General features: G+C 43.1%; 17 protein-coding genes and 1 riboswitch. Of the genes, 7 read left to right on the top strand and 10 right to left on the bottom strand.

Annotated features, from left to right (window positions below; all coding sequences use genetic code 11):
• The first annotated feature begins 49 nt into the window (after window positions 1–49).
• From RSX31_RS13270 to RSX31_RS13260, 3 genes are all read left to right on the top strand, one after another.
• On the top strand, window positions 50–1,030 hold the full coding sequence (locus RSX31_RS13270) for an NAD(P)/FAD-dependent oxidoreductase (protein WP_148994996.1): 981 nt from the start codon (window positions 50–52) through the stop codon (window positions 1,028–1,030).
• Between the two features lie 97 nt (window positions 1,031–1,127).
• Entirely contained in the window at window positions 1,128–1,643 is a 516-nt protein-coding gene (locus RSX31_RS13265) for a GNAT family N-acetyltransferase (protein ID WP_148994995.1), read from the top strand.
• A gap of 102 nt (window positions 1,644–1,745) precedes the next feature.
• Window positions 1,746–2,825 (top strand): nitric oxide synthase oxygenase, encoded by a 1,080-nt coding sequence (locus tag RSX31_RS13260; RefSeq protein WP_148994994.1) that lies wholly within the window; start codon window positions 1,746–1,748, stop codon window positions 2,823–2,825.
• A gap of 39 nt (window positions 2,826–2,864) precedes the next feature.
• Here RSX31_RS13260 and RSX31_RS13255 read toward each other — a convergent pair whose 3' ends face one another.
• From RSX31_RS13255 to mreBH, 5 genes are all read right to left on the bottom strand, one after another.
• Window positions 2,865–3,092, bottom strand: a complete 228-nt coding sequence (locus RSX31_RS13255) for a hypothetical protein (RefSeq protein WP_148995174.1) — start codon at window positions 3,090–3,092, stop codon at window positions 2,865–2,867.
• Window positions 3,093–3,423: 331 nt separating this feature from the next.
• Window positions 3,424–4,776, bottom strand: a complete 1,353-nt coding sequence (locus tag RSX31_RS13250; RefSeq protein ID WP_148994993.1) for a copper amine oxidase — start codon at window positions 4,774–4,776, stop codon at window positions 3,424–3,426.
• Window positions 4,777–5,129: 353 nt separating this feature from the next.
• On the bottom strand, window positions 5,130–5,846 hold the full coding sequence (locus RSX31_RS13245) for an anti-sigma factor (RefSeq protein WP_148995173.1): 717 nt from the start codon (window positions 5,844–5,846) through the stop codon (window positions 5,130–5,132).
• Window positions 5,843–6,406, bottom strand: coding sequence for an RNA polymerase sigma factor (locus tag RSX31_RS13240; RefSeq protein WP_315634864.1), 564 nt, complete (start codon window positions 6,404–6,406; stop codon window positions 5,843–5,845). Before RSX31_RS13240 ends, RSX31_RS13245 begins: the two co-directional genes overlap by 4 nt.
• 189 nt (window positions 6,407–6,595) lie before the next feature.
• Complete coding sequence (gene mreBH / locus RSX31_RS13235) at window positions 6,596–7,600, bottom strand: rod-share determining protein MreBH (protein ID WP_034761217.1); 1,005 nt, start codon at window positions 7,598–7,600, stop codon at window positions 6,596–6,598.
• A gap of 293 nt (window positions 7,601–7,893) precedes the next feature.
• Here mreBH and RSX31_RS13230 point away from each other — a divergent pair, with 293 nt between their 5' ends.
• Window positions 7,894–8,082 carry a hypothetical protein gene (locus tag RSX31_RS13230; protein WP_315634863.1) on the top strand — a complete coding sequence of 63 codons (189 nt, stop codon included), beginning with the start codon at window positions 7,894–7,896 and terminating at the stop codon, window positions 8,080–8,082.
• 284 nt (window positions 8,083–8,366) lie between these two features.
• On the opposite strand, the gene RSX31_RS13225 is transcribed toward RSX31_RS13230, so the two are convergent.
• Both RSX31_RS13225 and RSX31_RS13220 read right to left on the bottom strand, forming a co-directional pair.
• The gene (locus RSX31_RS13225; RefSeq protein WP_315634862.1) at window positions 8,367–10,025 is read right to left on the bottom strand and encodes a methyl-accepting chemotaxis protein; all 1,659 of its coding nucleotides are present in this window, start codon (window positions 10,023–10,025) and stop codon (window positions 8,367–8,369) included.
• A gap of 22 nt (window positions 10,026–10,047) precedes the next feature.
• Window positions 10,048–11,025 (bottom strand): BMP family ABC transporter substrate-binding protein, encoded by a 978-nt coding sequence (locus tag RSX31_RS13220; RefSeq protein WP_315634861.1) that lies wholly within the window; start codon window positions 11,023–11,025, stop codon window positions 10,048–10,050.
• A gap of 279 nt (window positions 11,026–11,304) precedes the next feature.
• On the opposite strand from RSX31_RS13220, the gene RSX31_RS13215 reads away from it, so the two are divergent.
• Window positions 11,305–11,472, top strand: a complete 168-nt coding sequence (locus RSX31_RS13215) for a hypothetical protein (RefSeq protein ID WP_315634860.1) — start codon at window positions 11,305–11,307, stop codon at window positions 11,470–11,472.
• 88 nt (window positions 11,473–11,560) lie between these two features.
• Here RSX31_RS13215 and RSX31_RS13210 read toward each other — a convergent pair whose 3' ends face one another.
• On the bottom strand, window positions 11,561–12,064 hold the full coding sequence (locus RSX31_RS13210; protein ID WP_113968670.1) for an acyl-CoA thioesterase: 504 nt from the start codon (window positions 12,062–12,064) through the stop codon (window positions 11,561–11,563).
• Between the two features lie 92 nt (window positions 12,065–12,156).
• Entirely contained in the window at window positions 12,157–13,350 is a 1,194-nt protein-coding gene (locus RSX31_RS13205) for a NupC/NupG family nucleoside CNT transporter (protein ID WP_315634859.1), read from the bottom strand.
• Window positions 13,351–13,486: 136 nt separating this feature from the next.
• Window positions 13,487–13,588: riboswitch (purine riboswitch) on the bottom strand.
• 191 nt (window positions 13,589–13,779) lie between these two features.
• On the opposite strand from RSX31_RS13205, the gene RSX31_RS13200 reads away from it, so the two are divergent.
• The gene (locus tag RSX31_RS13200) at window positions 13,780–15,606 is read left to right on the top strand and encodes a solute:sodium symporter family transporter (RefSeq protein WP_315634858.1); all 1,827 of its coding nucleotides are present in this window, start codon (window positions 13,780–13,782) and stop codon (window positions 15,604–15,606) included.
• A gap of 71 nt (window positions 15,607–15,677) precedes the next feature.
• Here RSX31_RS13200 and RSX31_RS13195 read toward each other — a convergent pair whose 3' ends face one another.
• Window positions 15,678–15,806 (bottom strand): YflJ family protein, encoded by a 129-nt coding sequence (locus RSX31_RS13195; protein ID WP_079530789.1) that lies wholly within the window; start codon window positions 15,804–15,806, stop codon window positions 15,678–15,680.
• A 394-nt stretch (window positions 15,807–16,200) separates the two neighbouring features.
• On the opposite strand from RSX31_RS13195, the gene RSX31_RS13190 reads away from it, so the two are divergent.
• Window positions 16,201–17,412 (top strand): hypothetical protein, encoded by a 1,212-nt coding sequence (locus RSX31_RS13190; RefSeq protein ID WP_315634857.1) that lies wholly within the window; start codon window positions 16,201–16,203, stop codon window positions 17,410–17,412.
• Window position 17,413: the final 1 nt, after the last annotated feature.

Genomic DNA, 17,413 nt, shown 5'->3' with positions numbered 1-17,413 from the left:
AATTTCCAATGACCTTTGTATAATGAAAAAGAAGAGAGGATGAGATTGAATGTTTAAAAAAGAAGTGATCATCATCGGTGGAGGCCTGTCAGGGATCATGGCTGCCAAAACGTTAAAAGATAATGGAATAACGGATATCATCGTCATTGAAAAGAGTACAAGTGTCGGAGGGAGACTCGCCACAAGGCGTATCCAAGACGGAAAAGCGGATCACGGCGCACAGTTCTTCACTGTTCGCTCTCCAGAACTTCAAACAGACGTTGAGAATTGGCTCCAGTCAGGCTGGATCAAAAGGTGGTTTGGCGACCCCTACCCGCGCTACACCTCAGTCAATGGAATGAACGCCCTGGCCAAAAACTTGGCCGAAGCACTTCCAATTGAGCTTAATACGAAAGTCTCCTCCATCCTTGATGGGAGGGACGGACCTCTGGAAGTGGAACTGGATAATGGTGAAAAGATCCTTTGCGAACATATCATCGTAACGGCACCAGTACCTCAAGCCCTTACTTTGCTACCTAAGATCGAAAGCAAGGAGCTAAAGCATATCACGTTCGCTCCTTGTTTCGTTGGAATGTTCACCTTTAATCAGGTAAGCATCGTACCTGCACCGGGACATAAGGACGAACAATTACCCCCGGGAGTTGAACGGGTGGTGGATCATCATAAGAAAGGAATTTCTTCAACAGTAACGGTGAGTGTGTATATGACGGGAGCCTGGTCGAAGAAGCGCTTTGATCTTGAGGACGACACCATTTTGGGTGAAATTCAGAAGGTTGCAGAACTTCATCTCGGAGAGGGAAATCAACTGGTCGATGCTCAATTGAAACGCTGGAAATATGCAGAGGCAGAAAAAGTCGTTCGCTCCCCTTATGTGGAACTTGGAAGTAATCAGCGGGTTATTGTTTGTGGAGACGCCTTTTTAAGAGAAAATGATGAAGCAGGACGTACTCGGTTTGAAAGTGCTTATTTATCCGGGATTTCAGCAGGAGAGAGAGTGGCAGAAAAGCTGAAGGGATCACCACTCTCATGATTCGTGAAAGGTTGATTGCGGGGTTCAGTATAACCGCCATATCATCAAGAAACACTAGAAGAGTACATAAATCCAATGATAAGAAGAGGAAAAAAAAATGAACATTCAACTAAAGCAAGCGAATCCTGACCATCTCGACACAATTATGGACGTGTACTTGAGATGTAAAAAGGATCTGGATGAAAAGGGATTACTTCAATGGAATGAAGTCTACCCAAGCCGTGAATATTTTGAGGAAGAAATGACAAATGGAAATCTGTACGTACTTATGATAGATGAAAAAATAGCAGGATCCGCGACCCTGAATGAATGGCAGTCCCCGGAATGGTCCGAGATTCCTTGGAAACTTGAGAATGAGTGGGTGATTCATGCCTTGTTTCTCGATCCCCTTCAGCAGGGTAATGGATTGGGGAAAATCTTCATGGAGAAATGTGAAGAGTTCGCTCGTGAAAAAGGCTTCGATAGTATCCGGTTAGATGCGTATTCGAGGAACACGGGAGCAAATTACCTTTATGAAAAAATGGGCTATGATTACCGGGGATCGGTCTATTTCACCTCTAAACCAGAGGGGCATCAGGAATATCGCTGCTATGAAAAAGCGCTGACGCATTAAGATTCAATGGTTGTTCAAATGTACCAAGGAAAAGAGTATAGGATAAATGGTATACTTGAAGGTACAGTATGCGCTGAATAAGAAAGTTGGGAAGCGATTATATTGACACAGATTTTGGATGAGGCGAGGGCCTTCATTGAGCAATGTTATCAGGAATTAAATAAAAGCGTGCAAGACATGATGCTGCGCTTACAACAAATAGAAGATGAACTAAGAACAGAAGGAACCTATACTCATACAAGAGAAGAGCTTGTACACGGAGCCAAGATGGCGTGGAGAAATAGCAATCGCTGCATCGGCCGCTTGTTCTGGAATTCGTTGAACGTGTTTGACGAAAGGGAAGCGTCGACGGAGGACGAGGTTTTCGGTGCGTTAAAGCGCCACCTCGACTATGCTTCCAATAATGGTAGAATCCGTCCGACGATTACCATCTTCAGACCGTCTCAGCCACAGCAGCCTGACATCAGACTATGGAATCATCAATTGATCAGATATGCCGGCTATGTGGAGGATGGGCAGTATGCAGGAGACCCGCATTCCATCGGTTTTACGAAGAAATGCGAGGAGCTTGGCTGGAAAGGGCAGGGGACTGACTTTGATGTCCTGCCTTTCGTCGTGCAAATCGGGGACGGACCTCCACAGTGGAAAGAGATTGAATCCCGACTTAAGTTGGAGGTTCCTCTACGCCACCCTGAGTTTGACTGGTTCCAGGATTTGGGGTTGAAGTGGTATGGAGTTCCGATCATTTCTGATATGGAATTGAAAATCGGGGGCATCTCATATAAAGCAGCTCCGTTTAACGGCTGGTATATGGAGACGGAAATCGGCGCACGGAATCTTGCGGATGAGAACCGCTATAATCTTCTGCCGAAAGTAGCGAGCTGCATGGGGTTGGATATGTCGAGGGCGGCAACGTTGTGGAAAGATAAAGCGCTGATCGAGTTGAATATCGCCGTGCTCCATTCCTTTAAAGAAGATGGGGTAAGCATCGTGGATCATCATACGGCTGCCCAGCAGTTCCGCTTGTTTGAAGAGAACGAGAAGAGCGCCGACCGTGATGTGACCGGGGATTGGACATGGTTGATACCACCTGTGTCCCCGGCAGCGACTCATATATTTCATAAAGAGTACGACAATACGTGGAATTCGACGAATTATTTCTATCAGGATGCGCCTTATTAAGGGGAGCTGTTTTCTGTTTTGTACAGAAAGCAGCTTTTTTTATAACGTGAATGGCGGTTGTTTGGACACTTCATAATATTGAAACCAAAACCTGAACTCATCAAATAAAACAGGTCCATCGAATGTGAAATTCTCAAAGAAATCTTCAACTAATTCTGCATCTGCATCATCCATAATGCCAGTCACATAAAGAGGGGTCTTGAATCGCTTGTATAGATTCTCATAGCCATAAAAGCTGAACAGATCTTCAAGTTGTTGTTCGTTCATCATCTTCACCTTCCTTACTAGTAGGTTTTCTCTATCTTGTAAAAATATCCATAAAAAAACAGCAGCGGAAAGAGTCCGTGCTGTTTTTTATTTATGGGAAAGGGGAAGTGGTGGTGCTTTCCGTTTGATCTTACGGCTTTTCGTCTTGTTTATCGGTTGTGCGCCTTGTCTTCTTGAGAACTTGAACTTAATCCTGCAGAACAAGCAGAAATGGGCAATAGTACAAGCACAAGTAGTACAACCCTCATAGTATACATTATGTGAAGCCACTCCTTTCATCTTCACACTGGGGGACGGACCTTAATAGGTCCGTCCCTCTCATCTTTTCCTATTATTTTTTGTGTGTAGCGTATTTTTTCATTCCTAGTGTGGTTCCACCAGCGATGATCAGCAGAGCTGCAAGAAGGAATTCGAATGGGAATTCATTTCCGGCTGTTCCACCCATACCGGTGTTTGGCATTTCAGAAGGCATATTGGCTTTGAATTTGTCAGGGAACTGATCAGCAAATGCTCCTGATAATCCTTTTGCAGGATTCAGCATATGCTCATATGCCATACGGATTTGATCCCAGGATTTTTCATAATCACCGGCAGCATAGCTGTCGAATGCTCCAATCAGTTGATCCACGTGCATTTGAAGTCCTTCTGCTAAGGCGTCAGATTTTAAACGACCGTCCGTTGCCGTTTCAAGGAATTTGGAGAATTCTGCACGATATCCATCAAGGTTCTTAAGGGCTTCTTCTTTTGCTGCTTCATCTTCAGTACCTGTTGCTTTCACATAATCAACGAAAAACCCGATATGCTTGGACCACATGTCTTTGAACTGGTTACCTGCTTCTTCACCGTATACAGAAGCGATTGCTGCAGACAGGTCGTCGGTATTTGCATTCAGGGCACCAACAGAAGCATCGAAATCTTCTGATCCGTCAATCCCGTTTTGCATGGCCATCGTTGCAAGGGCAGCATGCTCTGTTAATAAGTGGTTAAGAGTTGAACGTAAATCCGTTGCCGGAGTAACAGCCATGGTATTTTCGAATTTGTCAGGATATTGATCCGTGATGGCGCTTGATAATCCTTTTGATACCATTCCCATATGTCCGATAGCCTCACGCTCGTATTCGTAAGCCTTTTCATAGTTACCGGCTACATAACTATCAAAAGCACCGATCAGTTGGTTGATATGCATTTGAAGTCCTTCTGCCAAACTATCAGATTTTAATCGTTCACCAGTTGCCGTTTCAAGGAAGTTAGAGAACTCTTCTTTGTAGCCTGCAAGATTTGCAAGTGCTTCGTCTTTCGCCGCTTGATCATCAGCACCTGTAGCTTTTACATAATCAACGAAGAATCCGATGTGATTCGTCCAGATTGTGTTGAATTGATTACCGGCTTCTTCACCGTATACAGAAGCGATCGCTCCTTTTAAATCGGCTGCGTTATCATTCAGGGCACCGGCTGCTGCGTCAAAATCTTCAGCTCCTTCAGCTCCGCGTCTCATCGCTTCCACCGCTAAGTATGCATGCTCAGTAAGTAAATGGTCCAATGTTGTTCTTAATTCTCCTGCTGGAGTATCCACTTTCACCTCGTGTGAATGATCTTCGCCGTTGTGGGCTGAAACTGTACCTACAGTCGGTACTAGTAATGTCATACTTAAAGGGACGGCTAAATAACTTTTTTTCATTTTCATAATTGAATCGCTCCTTTTGTTTTTTTTTATATTTTCATAAAGCTAACGACAGAAGTTCAAACATGGATCACATTTTTCGAATTTTTTCTATTATTTTTTAATAGGGGTGAAAAGTAGGGTGTAAAAGATAACAAGGATAGGGGGTATTCTACTATGTAGCCATATAAAAAGTAGAAATGAATAACGAATAGATATTGTTTAACATTTGTATATCCTCTGTTACATAGGACTTAATTCCCTGGTGCGAATTTCTCGAACATTTCGATAGACAAAAAAACGAAATAATCATCAATAGAAATAAAAAAGCCCGGCAGTACTGGACTGCCGGGCGAAAAACATTTATTGAACTTTTTTTATATTTCCGAAGCTAAAACAATCTCCCCTTGAGGTAACTGGCTGTTCGCATCGGGCTCGAGGGTGATGGCCACCGTATCCCAATCTTTCTTCGTGAACTCTTCGTTAAACTTGAATACAACCGATCCTTTGCCATCCTTACTCGTGACAAATGTTCCGGCTCGCTCTGGTTTATCGTCTTTAATGAGCCAGACCTGATACACTTCTTCGTCAGAAAGCCCCTGAAGCTCAGAAGCCTGGACCACCATGCTTGTTTGTTCCCCCTGCTTGATGATACTTGCTGTACCCTTTGCATTTCCACTGACGGCAGCGAGGTCGACATATTGTACTACCTGATCGATGGTTGCTTGTTCAACCACTTCGTTCTGGTCCTCGAGCTGTGTAAACAGATACGCATTCCCGATTAAGGAAAGGGCCAGGGCAGCTGCGACAGAAGGGAGGAACCATGATCTCTTTTTCTTAGTGGAGAAAGGTTGGACGTTAGCCTTTGGCTTCTCTTCACTCAGAATGTTAGCCAAAACACGGTCTTCCAGGTCTTTAGGAGGCTCGACAACATCAGATGCGAAAGGCATATATTCTGCTAACTGCTCCAGTTCATGAAGTTCTTCCTGACACTGTGGGCAGCTTTCCAGATGTTTTTCAAATTGGGCTCTCTCAAGTTCAGATAAATGACCGTTGTAGTAATCCAGTAAGTAATCGCATTGGTGTGTAGTCATTCGAATTGACCTCCTTTCCCTTTAAGACACGTGTGTAAATGCTTTAGCGCCAAACGAATTCTTCCTTTGACAGTCCCTAGTGGAATGTCAGTGGAATCGGCAATGGATTGTTGAGTCAACCCTTTGAAATAGAATAATTGTACAATGTTTTGCTGTTCATCTTTCAACGACTGGATACACTCCCGAATCGCTGCTCCTTTTTCTTTCCATTCCAACTGATCGGCAGGAGTCTCATGGGTCACCTGCAGGGAGTCTTTCTCTATATATTCAACAGACTCATGTTTCTTTCGCCTGCGGATCGCATCAAGGCACGTATTTCTCGTCATCGTTAACAGCCATGATGAAAATTTTCCTTTACTGTGGTCATAGGGAGAGTGCTTTTTCCAGAGTTTCATAAATACCTCTTGAATCACTTCCTCTGCAATTTCCCGATCACCTGTCATTTTATAAGAGAAAGAATAAATCAGTTTTTCGTATTGTTGATAAAGTTGTCGTAATGCTGTTGAATCTTTGGCTAAAACTTGCTGATACAGTTCTAAATCGTGTCGATCATTGGGCATATTACGCTCCTTATCTTTGACATATAAAATAAGGATACTAAACAACGGTTAGGAACTCAATTTTAATAAGCTAACGAATGGAATTAGATTTTGGATCATAAATGTTTGAAAAAAATGTTAGTGGGGTAAATAGGGGAGCTTCGGATTGATAATAAAATATCCCCCAATGAAATGGGGGATACCTCGTGTTTATTTTACTTTTTGTAACTTGTGAATCACGGATAGGGAACGTCCTGTGCCGATGGCCACTGATTCCAGCGGGTTTGGAGCTAAGTGAACCGGTACGACGATTTCCTGGCTCAACCAATCTTGAAGTCCGTTCAGAAGTGCTCCGCCTCCAGTCAGAATCACACCGCGGTCGACAATGTCCCCACTTAGTTCAGGAGGACAATTTTCCAATGTCGCACGGATCGTTTCCAGGATGTGAAGAAGAGATTCTTTCAACGCATCCTGAATTTCATTGGATGATAGTTCGATCGTTTTTGGAAGGCCCGTCACAAGGTCACGTCCACGAATATCCATCGTTCTTTCTTCATGGTCGATCAGTGCTTGACCCACTTCGATTTTCACTAATTCAGCGGTTCTTTCACCAATCAACAGATTGTAACGTTTGCGAACGTACTGAACGATATCTTCATCCATTTGATCTCCACCGATACGGATCGTGTTACAGGAAACAACGCCACCGTAAGAGATGATCGCTACTTCCGTCGTTCCACCACCGATATCAACGATTACGTTGGCAACAGGCTCACCTACAGGCAAATCAGCACCGATGGCAGCAGCTACAGGTTCTTCAATAAGAGTCACGGATTTCGCACCGCTTCCTCTTACGGCATCCTGAATCGCTCTTCTCTCGACACTTGTTGCACCAGAAGGCGTACAAACGACAACCGTTGGCTTGCGGATAGAGAATCCAAGTTTTTTACTCGCTTTTTTCATCACTTGTTTTAACATTTCAGTTGTCACATCAAAGTCGGCAATCACACCATCTTTAAGCGGGCGCACAGCCACGATTTTCCCTGGCGTTTTCCCGATCATGCTCTTGGCTTCAGTTCCAACCGCCAAGACCGTTTTATTCTCTGTGTCGATCGCGACAACAGAAGGTTCATTAAGTATAATTCCTTTATTTTTACTATAAACAAGTATATTTGCAGTTCCTAAATCGATACCAATTTCAGAGTTTGATAACATCAATATTCCTCCAACTATAAGAATTCTAGACAGTATAACCTTCTATACAGTATAGGAGATTTTTGAGGGTTATGTAGGTGGAGATATTTACCACCGACAAATTATTACAAAGTATGACAGAAGTGAAAGCGTTTTTAAAAAAATGAAAGTGTGTGATGGAGGGGTTTTGTATACCTATATGGGTACGTAGGAACGGACCTTGATTTTTTGTTCGTTAAAAAAATTTAAACGTTCTGTAATATAGATAGGGATGTTTGGAGTAGTCGGAAGGTGGTGAAGGGGGAGTTCGGGACATGGGAGTGGTTATATGGGATGGTGCTTGGGTGAAAATGGAGGGGACGGGGACTCTTGTAGTAGGTAGTGTATTTCTTTTGATTTCGATAATATTTATATTATCTTCCGGGTATAATCGCCATTACTCTGATAGGTTGAAAGAAGATGGGATGGATTTAGTAGGTAAAGAAGGAGAGTTTAGGCATTGAAAACAAGATATCTGCGAAATTTGCATTTTATCAGCGGAATATTCGATATATCAGCGAAATTCCACATATATCAGCGAACGGCTGAAACGGTGACTATGAAACTACCTCACCTGGATGAATTCTCAAACTATGAATAAGCAACAGGTGAGCGGAATCCAAAATAACGGCGAAAATCCCGTTTTAACGGCGATACTTTCAATATAACGGCGAACGGCCGAAACCCCTTCAATTTCAATCGATCTATCAAACAAAAAAATGCCCCACCAGGAGGCATTTTCCCATTATCAAAGCGTAAACCGCTCCAATTCTTTTTTCATTTCTGCTGTCATTACGTTCAATTTTCCTACTTGTTCATTCATTTGTTCGAAGTACCTCAGCTGCTCTTCGGTAGAAGAATAAATTTCTTCCGTTCCGGCAGCGGTTTCCTCTGTGATCGCCGAGATGTTTTCAATGGCTGCAATCACCTGATGGGTACGCTCATTCGAAGCTTGCATACCATTTTCAAGTTGTACTAAATTTTCATAAATGGTTGAAACGTTTCCGGATATGTCTTTAAACGCATTCTCTGTCACACTCATGGAGTCCACTTGCTGAGTAGAAAGGGATTTCCCCTTTTGAGAAGCTTCCATAATAGAGTGAATGCCATTTTTGATATTTCCGACCATGTTACCGATTCGCTCGGTTGCAACGGATGAATCTTCTGCCAGTTTTCGGACTTCCTGGGCAACGACGGCGAATCCTTTTCCTGCGTCCCCGGCTCTGGCTGCTTCGATTGCTGCGTTTAGTGCTAAGAGATTTGTTTGATCGGCAATTTCCCTTACCGCATGGGAAGCATGTTCAATTTCACCGGTATATTGGGCAAAGTGTTCGATGGAATCCATGATGGATGAAGAAGATTCGGCGATCATTTCAGCAAATTCCTGCTGCTTATTTAAGGATGCCCGGCCATGCTCAACCGAATCCAATGCCACTTTACTGCTAGCGGATGATTCTCCGCTTTGTCTCACATTCTGGGCAAAATCATCACCCATCAGAGACATTAAAGCAGCCGTTGACTGGATATCTTCAGAGATGGATTGACTTCCTTTTGCCAGTTCTTCAGTCGAAATCGCCACCTGGTTGCTGCTTTCTGCCAAACTCGTCATTTGTGAGCGTACATCCTGGGTGAACTTCTCTACATTTGATCCGATATCATGGACGGATTGAACCGTACTCCGCAGGTTCAGAACCATATGGTGAAAAGCGGTTTGGAGTTTGTCCACTTCAAATTTACTGTTTTTCTCTTTAACCGACTCAACTGAAATCGTTAAATCACCATTGGCCATCTTTTCAGCGTTATCCACCATAATGTTTAAAGGCTTAACTATTCGCTGTGTCAATAAGGTAGATGCTGCCATGGATAGGATGATGGTTAAGATAAACCCGATCACCGACACCCATACAATAAATTCAATTTGCCTCTTGTTTTCTTTTAAAAGGCTTTGATACCAATCATTTGTTTGTTTCGTTAATAGATACATATCGTTCAGGACGCCGGAGATGCGGATCGACTGTCGTTTGATCTCCGCTTTGTTCATTTCAGTGAGAGCTGCATCTGATGCAGTCTTCAAATCTGTGAATTTCGCCTCGATGGAGGAAAGGGTTTCTTGCTGATCTTTAATTGTCAAAAGCTTTTTTAAATCTGAGATCTGCGTAGATGTTTCTTCCAGAATGCCCTCTACGATTTGTTTATTTTCTGCTGTTGAATTGACGGAGTAATTGGATAGTGCCTGCTTTGCCACATTCAAATCTCCCCGCAATGTCTCTGTTTCAAGAAGTACTTGTACATCTTCATTTGCAGAATTTTGAAGAGAAATCAGTTGAGAGACGATGTACCCAATGATAATCGTCGAAAGGATAAGGGGGATAAGTCCCAAAATCAGTAAACGTCTTTTTAATGCCATGAGAATACTCCTTAGTTGAGATTTATTGCAATTTAATGTTAATGTCCCCAGAGATGATTTTGTTTTTAGCGTCTTCTAGTTGTTTTGTTTCTTCAGGAGACAAGCTGGTCACACGAATGGGGGCTAATCCCACGCCATCTTCCTTGAGCCCCAGCTCATAGGCTTGTTGAGTTATTTTTTGATTTGAAATAAGTTCTTTTGTTATGTTGAATACCGCGTTATCAACTTTTTTGACCATGGACGTGACAACCGACTTTTCGGCAATGAAGTATTGATCCGAGTCGACCCCTCCAGATAAAATGCCTGCTTTTTGCGCAGCCTGAATCGCTCCCACTCCTGTAAAACCAGCGGCAGGATAAATAAAGTCTGCGCCTTGTTTCATTTGGTTCTCAGCTATTTTCCCACCAAGCTCAGCGTCACCAAAATTGTCGGCGTTGTCTTTCAATACCTTTATGGAAGGATTGATATACTGAGCACCTTGTTCAAACCCTTTTTCAAATCGTTGAATAACAGGAACATCGGCTCCACTAATGAATCCAATCGTGTTGCTTTTTGATTTCATAGCTGCCACCATACCGAGAAGGAAGCTGCCTTCATGTTCTTTAAACGTAATCGATGTGATGTTATCCACATCTGAGGATCCGTCTATCAATAGAAATTTCTGATCAGGATTTTCTTTTGCAATCTTTTCAATAGCATCTTGAATCGAAAATCCAAGGCCGATCACAAGCTCATGGTTCTGATCGATCAGCTCCTGGAGTGCTTCTTCAAAGTTTCCGTCCGGTGCTTCTCTATAATCAAATAAAATACCTAATTCATCCCTGGCCCGTTCTAATCCTCTAAATGCCGAATCGTTAAACGATCCATCCCCAAGCCCTGTGTCAGAGAGAAGGATTCCAATACTCTGCTGCTTTTCTACACTCGCTTCCTCCGTCATAGGTGTGGAACATCCCGCCACAACAAGCATGACAAGAAGAAACACGCTGATTAACTTCTTCAAACCGTTACCTCCAAAAATAAATATTGAGACATTCACATGTCCGTACCTCTGTATTATCGGAGGGACGGACCTATTTTGAAGGGGAGGAGGGAAAAAAATGTTGTGGGGATGATTGGAGTTTTCAGAGTGAGTATGTGGTGTGGAAGGTGGTTGTGTACATTGGTTTGGTAATGTTAATTGGATATTCACCATTATTTGGGGGGATTCGGCAACTAAAATGGATAATTACAATTATCTGGTGTGGAACTACAATTGATATGATCGGAAAAGGGGGAGGGGATGGATTTTGGACGGGAAATGAGAAGCGTTTTAGACATCGGACGCAAGATATCAGCGGAATTTACGTTTTATCAGCGAAATCGAACCTTTTATCAGCGGAATTCCACATATATCAGCGAAGTGCTGATTCGTCGTATTAATTTAGGCTATGAAATTTCGTACGATTAATATTCGGCAGGAGACCGGATTCCAAGATAACGGCGAACGGACTCTTCCACAAAAAAAAGAGATGCTCTCTACAAGCATCTCCCCTTCATCAATACGCTTTACGGAAAAACTCCGCAAGCTCCTGACTATGTTTTTTGCGTGCTTTGCGGTGCTCGGCACGGTTCTTGGCGGTTTCGTTCAGCCATTTTTCTTCTTCTGTTTCCGGTACGACTTCCGCAATGACGGCTGGTTTATTGCCTTCTAAAGCAACAAAGGTCAAGAAGGAGATGGCTGCCACATTGGTTTCTCCTGTTAGAAGCACCTCTGAAGTGACCTTCACACAAACCTCCATGGAGCTGCGACCCGTGTAGGTAACCATAGCTTCCAACGTGACGGCATCCCCGACTTTTATGGGTTGCAGGAAGTCGACGGAATCTGTTGAAGCCGTTACGACGGGCTTACGGGCGTGACGGGTAGCGGCAATGGAGGCCACGTCGTCTATATAGGCCATCAGTTTTCCACCAAACAATGTACCATGATGGTTGGTGTCGGGTGGAAGAACGTGGGTCGTTTTACTTGTTTTCGTTTCTTTCATAAACTTTTTTTCTCTCAATGAATTCACCTTCCGTTATCAATGTGCAAAAAGATTGCTACCTTATACTATTCACTAAAGGCGGTCGGAAGAAACATAATCGCGAGAAAAAGTTATAGAAATATACTAATGATAATGGCCGTTATGAAGCTTGCCAGTGTACCGGCAATGATGGCTTTCAAGCTTAACTTAGAAACCATCGGACGCTGTGTCGGCTCTAAAGAACCCAATCCGACAATCAATTGTCCGATCGAAGACAGGTTCGCAAAGTTACAAAGGGCAACGGAAAGAATCGCAACGGTCTTTGGTGAAAGCTCGCTCATCAATCCTGATAGCTCTTTGTATGCGACGAATTCATTCACAGAAAGCTTCGTCCCGATGATGGAGGCAGCACGGAACGCTTCATCCATCGGAATACCGACGAGTAGTGCAAGTGGATAGAACAGGTAGCCGAAGACCGTGGAAAGACTCATGTCGACAGCACCCAGTAATCCGTTGACGAGAGCAAGGATCCCGATAAACGCGATGAGCAGTCCACCAATATTGATGGCCAGCTGTGTACCACTAAGGGCACCTTCGGAAATAGCTTCGAATACGTTCGTATGAGTGGTTTTTCCTAATGAAATATCACCATTCGTTTTGGATTCTTCCGTTTCAGGTTCGATGATTTTGGCGATCACAAGAGAGACGATCGGCACACTGAAGACGGATAGTAGAAGGAATTTCATGTCGATTCCCATCAATGAATATCCAATTAATATCGCTCCACTTGCTGAAGCAGTTCCCCCAACCATAACGGCAAAAAGTTCAGAACGCGTCAGTTTTATTAAATAAGGTTTAATCAAAAGGGGGGCTTCAGCTAATCCAAGAAAAGAATTTCCGATCGCATTAAACGATTCAACCTTCGTCGTCCCAAGGATCTTACCCAACCCGATTCCGATATATTTTACCAAGAACGGGATGATTCGCAAGTAATAAAGTGCTGAAATAAGTGCAGAAATAAAGATGATCGCACCCAGAACATTGATGGCGAACACAAATGAAATATTCGTTCCCTTCTCAAAAAATCCTCCGAACACGAACATGATTCCTTCATTGCTGTAGTCGATGACTTTTTGTACACCCAAGGCAGCTTTTTTCAAAATGGTTTGTCCGAATGGGACTTTTAATACAAACAAGACAAGCAGGAATTCCAGGCAGATCCCGATGACGATCGTGCGCCATTGAATGGCTGAGCGGTTGCTGCTCAACAGCCACGCTAAGAATAGAACTCCAAGTAATGATAAGATGCCATATATTAAACTCACAATACCAATCCCCCAACATGTAATCTTCAACGAATCCTCAGGTTTACGTCGTATGATGTCTGACCTCTCAGAAAAATAAAAAAGTGCATGAAGACATTCTCTAAAAAATAGGGAAAGTCTCCATACACAAACAGCATATAGAAAAGACTTTCCTTATAGTCCGGCACTTTACGGCTGCCAGGTAGAGACTTATGGTCCATATCACCATAGATATATAAGGAATTCGTATGAAGTTGATTTGAAATATGTTTTCTACTCTATCATATGACTGAAGACTATCACAATAGTTTTTTTGTAAAGAAAAGCATGGAAAAACGTGGTGAATCTAAATTACTATTTTTAACAAAATTACAAAAATAATAGTTTACCAGTATAACATTTGGGGAACTTTCACAAACACATGTAATAAATATGAAGGGAAGAGGATGCATGTTTGAAAGTGGTTTGCTGTTTACACTATTGACTTGTGTGTTTTTTATGGGGTTGGTTGCTTGGATTTCATACATTAAGACTAAAGGATCATTGAACGATTCGACAGGATATTTTTTGGCGGGGAGAGGGCTGACGGGTACGTTCATCGCCGGGTCTCTTCTATTAACGAACTTATCGGCTGAGCAGCTGGTCGGTTTAAACGGACAAGCCTTCCGTGCAAACCTTTCAAATATGGCGTGGGAAGTGACCGCCGCCATCGCGATTATCATCATGGCCCTGTATTTACTTCCAAAGTATTTAGGAAGAAGCTTCACGACATTACCAGAGTTTCTGAATCAACGTTATGACAAGGGAGTTCGACAGTATACAACCATTCTCTTTATGCTCGGGTATGTATTTGTTACGATTCCATCCATGCTCTATTCAGGGGCACTTGCCGTGTTGAAATTATTTGATGTACCCGGGCTTATGGGTATTTCCTATACTCAATCGATCTGGGTGATTGTGTGGGTGATCGGGATCATCGGCAGCATTTACGCCATCTTTGGCGGACTGAAAGCCGTTGCCATTTCCGATACGTTAAACGGGGTCGGCCTCTTGATCATCGGGATTCTTGTTCCGATTTTAGGATTTTATGCTTTAGGTGAAGGAAGTTTCTTATCAGGAGTAAAGGAGATTGCCACGAACAACCCGGAAAAGCTGAACTCAATAGGTTCTTCTTCTGATTCTGTTCCGTTTTCCACGATCTTCACAGGAATGATTTTTGCGAATTTATTTTATTGGGCATCTAACCAGTACGTGATTCAACGAACGTTAGGAGCGAAGAATCTGGCAGAGGGACAGAAGGGTGTCATCATTTCAGGATTCTATAAGCTTCTCGTTCCGTTTATGATGATGCTGCCGGGAGTCATTGCTTTTCATCTTTATGGAGATTCATTGAAAAGTGTGGATTTGGCTTATCCGGCACTGATTAACGCGGTGCTGCCCTGGTATCTGACAGGTTTCTTCTTAGCCGTGTTACTGGGAGCGGTGCTTAGCTCGTTTAATTCCCTGTTAAATAGTGCAGCGACGTTATTTGCACTTGATATCTATAAGCCTCAGTTCAACCCGGATGTCAGTGATCAGAAATTAATTTCGATCAGTAAGTGGTTTGGAGCGGCACTCGCGGTCGTTTCCATGTGTGTGTCACCAATGTTGATTCATGCGACGGACGGCTTATGGGATCTGATCCGAAAGTTCACAGGGTTCTTTAACATCCCGATTATCGTCGTTTTATTGGTTGGGGTGTTCTCAAAACGCATTCCTGCTTTAGCCGCCAAAACAGTGATCATTCTTCACGTGTTCACGTATTATATGCTTGTATGGGGAACAGGCCATTTATTCGGATTCTCTATCAATATTAACTTTATTCATATATATGGAATCCTGTTTGTTTCAGAGATTGTGTTGATGGTAGCAATCGGCTGGTGGAAGCCATTGAAGAAGCCATACGAGTATCGATACAATCCGAAAGTGGATATGATGCCGTGGAAATACAGCATCCCATTGTCCATTGTGCTCATGGCGTCCGTAGTGCAAACGTATTTCATATTTTCACCCATCGGACTGGCCTATGAATCAGGTGTCATTTCAACCTATTTCTGGCCAGCAACTGGAGGATTGGTTGTCACAACCACCGGCCTGATCTTCTGGTCACTAAAAAGCTGGAACAAGAAATACCAAGCCTACCTGCTCAAAAACAAACCATACAAACTAAACCGTACCAAAAAATACTCCCTGCAACAAAACCTGAATCCGATCTACTCTTCGAAACTACTGAAATAAAAAAGAGGGACGGACCTTCATTCCTATGACCAGGTCATAGGAATCGAGGTCCGTCCCTCTCTTGTGTCTTCTTATTTTGTACGTTCTAACAGGTTTGCAAGAACGTGTTTTTTGTAGGATTCTACTTTGCGTTCTTCGTAGCGGCGTACTCCCGCTTTTTTTAGTTCTTCTACGTACCAGCCTTTGCTTCCGATATGCATTGAAATATACATCCTTTCTTTGCGTAGTATTGATTGGAATCTCCGACTAGCTCTTCGAATGAGCTACGTTAAGATTGCTTACGGTTGTACATTGTAACATCTCATTTTTGATGAAAAAAGGGGGTAAAGGAAATTTTTCGGATTCATCCTTTTCTGAAAATTTTCTGCAAAACTTTTTGAAAAAAAGTGATCCAATCGTGAACCACCTTCGTTAGCTTTATGAAAATTGGATGCAGGGCGCGTGTCGGGCATGATTCATGAAGGGTGTACCGGGTACGATTTTTGGATTTTGTACCAGGCACCATTCATGATGTTTGTACCTGGTACATAAGTTTCGGCATCCCTTTAAAATCAGCATCCGATCAATTGAATCGGAAGGAGGTGACAAGACGCAGTGCAAAAACACCTAATTCAGGCTTTGCTCTTTTTGGGAGTCATCAGTATTCCTACTTTTGCTTCGGCAGAAGGGGGACTTCTCTCCACTGTGACGAATGAAGTCAACGCGGTCACTGACAAAGCAACGACTACCGTGAATGAAGCCGTTTCCGCTCCTGACGAGGAGAAGGACAAACCATCCGCTGAAACAACTTCAGAGGATGAGAATCACTCAAAGGGAAATATGCTTTCCGAGACGGTTGATTCGGCGACAGATACGGTTGATCGTACAACAGGGACAGTTACTGGCACTGTGAATGCCACAACTAAGACCGCCGGAAACACGGTGAAGAAAACCGTGGAGCACACGACGGAACCGGTTACGGATATCGCAGGGGACTCAGCGGCTCCTGTAACGGAAACGGTGAACAATACGACCAAGGCTGTTACAAATACTGTTGAAAAAACAACGAAATCAGTAACCGGTACGGTGGATTCAACGACAAAGACGGTCACTGACACCGTGGAAGAAACAACCAAACCTGTTTCAGATTCATTGTCAGATGATAAGCCTCTATTGGAAGTCGACCTGTCAGATGACCCTGAAGTGAAAGTGAATACAGGGATTGTCGATGTCGAGGTTTCCGAGGATCCACAGGTAAAAGTGGACACTGGGATTGTTGAAACAGAAGTGAAGGATGAGCCCTCGGTCGACACAAAGATAGAGAATGATGATGCCGAAGTGGAGAAAGTGGATGTCCGGAAAGAACCGGTTCAACAAGAGGTTCCAGCCGAAACATCTGCTGAGAAAGCAGATCAAAGCTCCATCAGAATGAGCAAAGCGAAACAATTAAATGAAACGATACTTACAAAACCGGCTGAAGTTGAGCAAAAAGAACGTGCCAAGGCGGAAGAGTCAGAAAAACAGAATGAACTTCCTTTCACGCCGGTCAAAAAGATGGAACCGCTACTAACGACCACAACTTTTCATTCTACAAGTCAGTCTTCAAGCACAAGTGGAGTAAGTGGGCAGGTAACCGGGTCAACATCTTTATGGTATGTGTCGGATCAGCAGGCAATGGCCGTCAACTTCCAAAAAGCCAATTTATATGAGAAAAAGAATCTTTATTATGATCAATGGTTAAACGCACCACCGTCACAACCACCTCAGGCAATCTCTTCTTTTCAAAAGTATATAAACCAAAAAACTTTTAAAAGGAGAGAAAAATAAA

Source organism: Rossellomorea yichunensis, from assembly GCF_032337515.1.
GTDB lineage: Bacteria > Bacillota > Bacilli > Bacillales > Bacillaceae_B > Rossellomorea > Rossellomorea yichunensis.
This window is presented reverse-complemented; position numbering and strand designations above follow the sequence as displayed.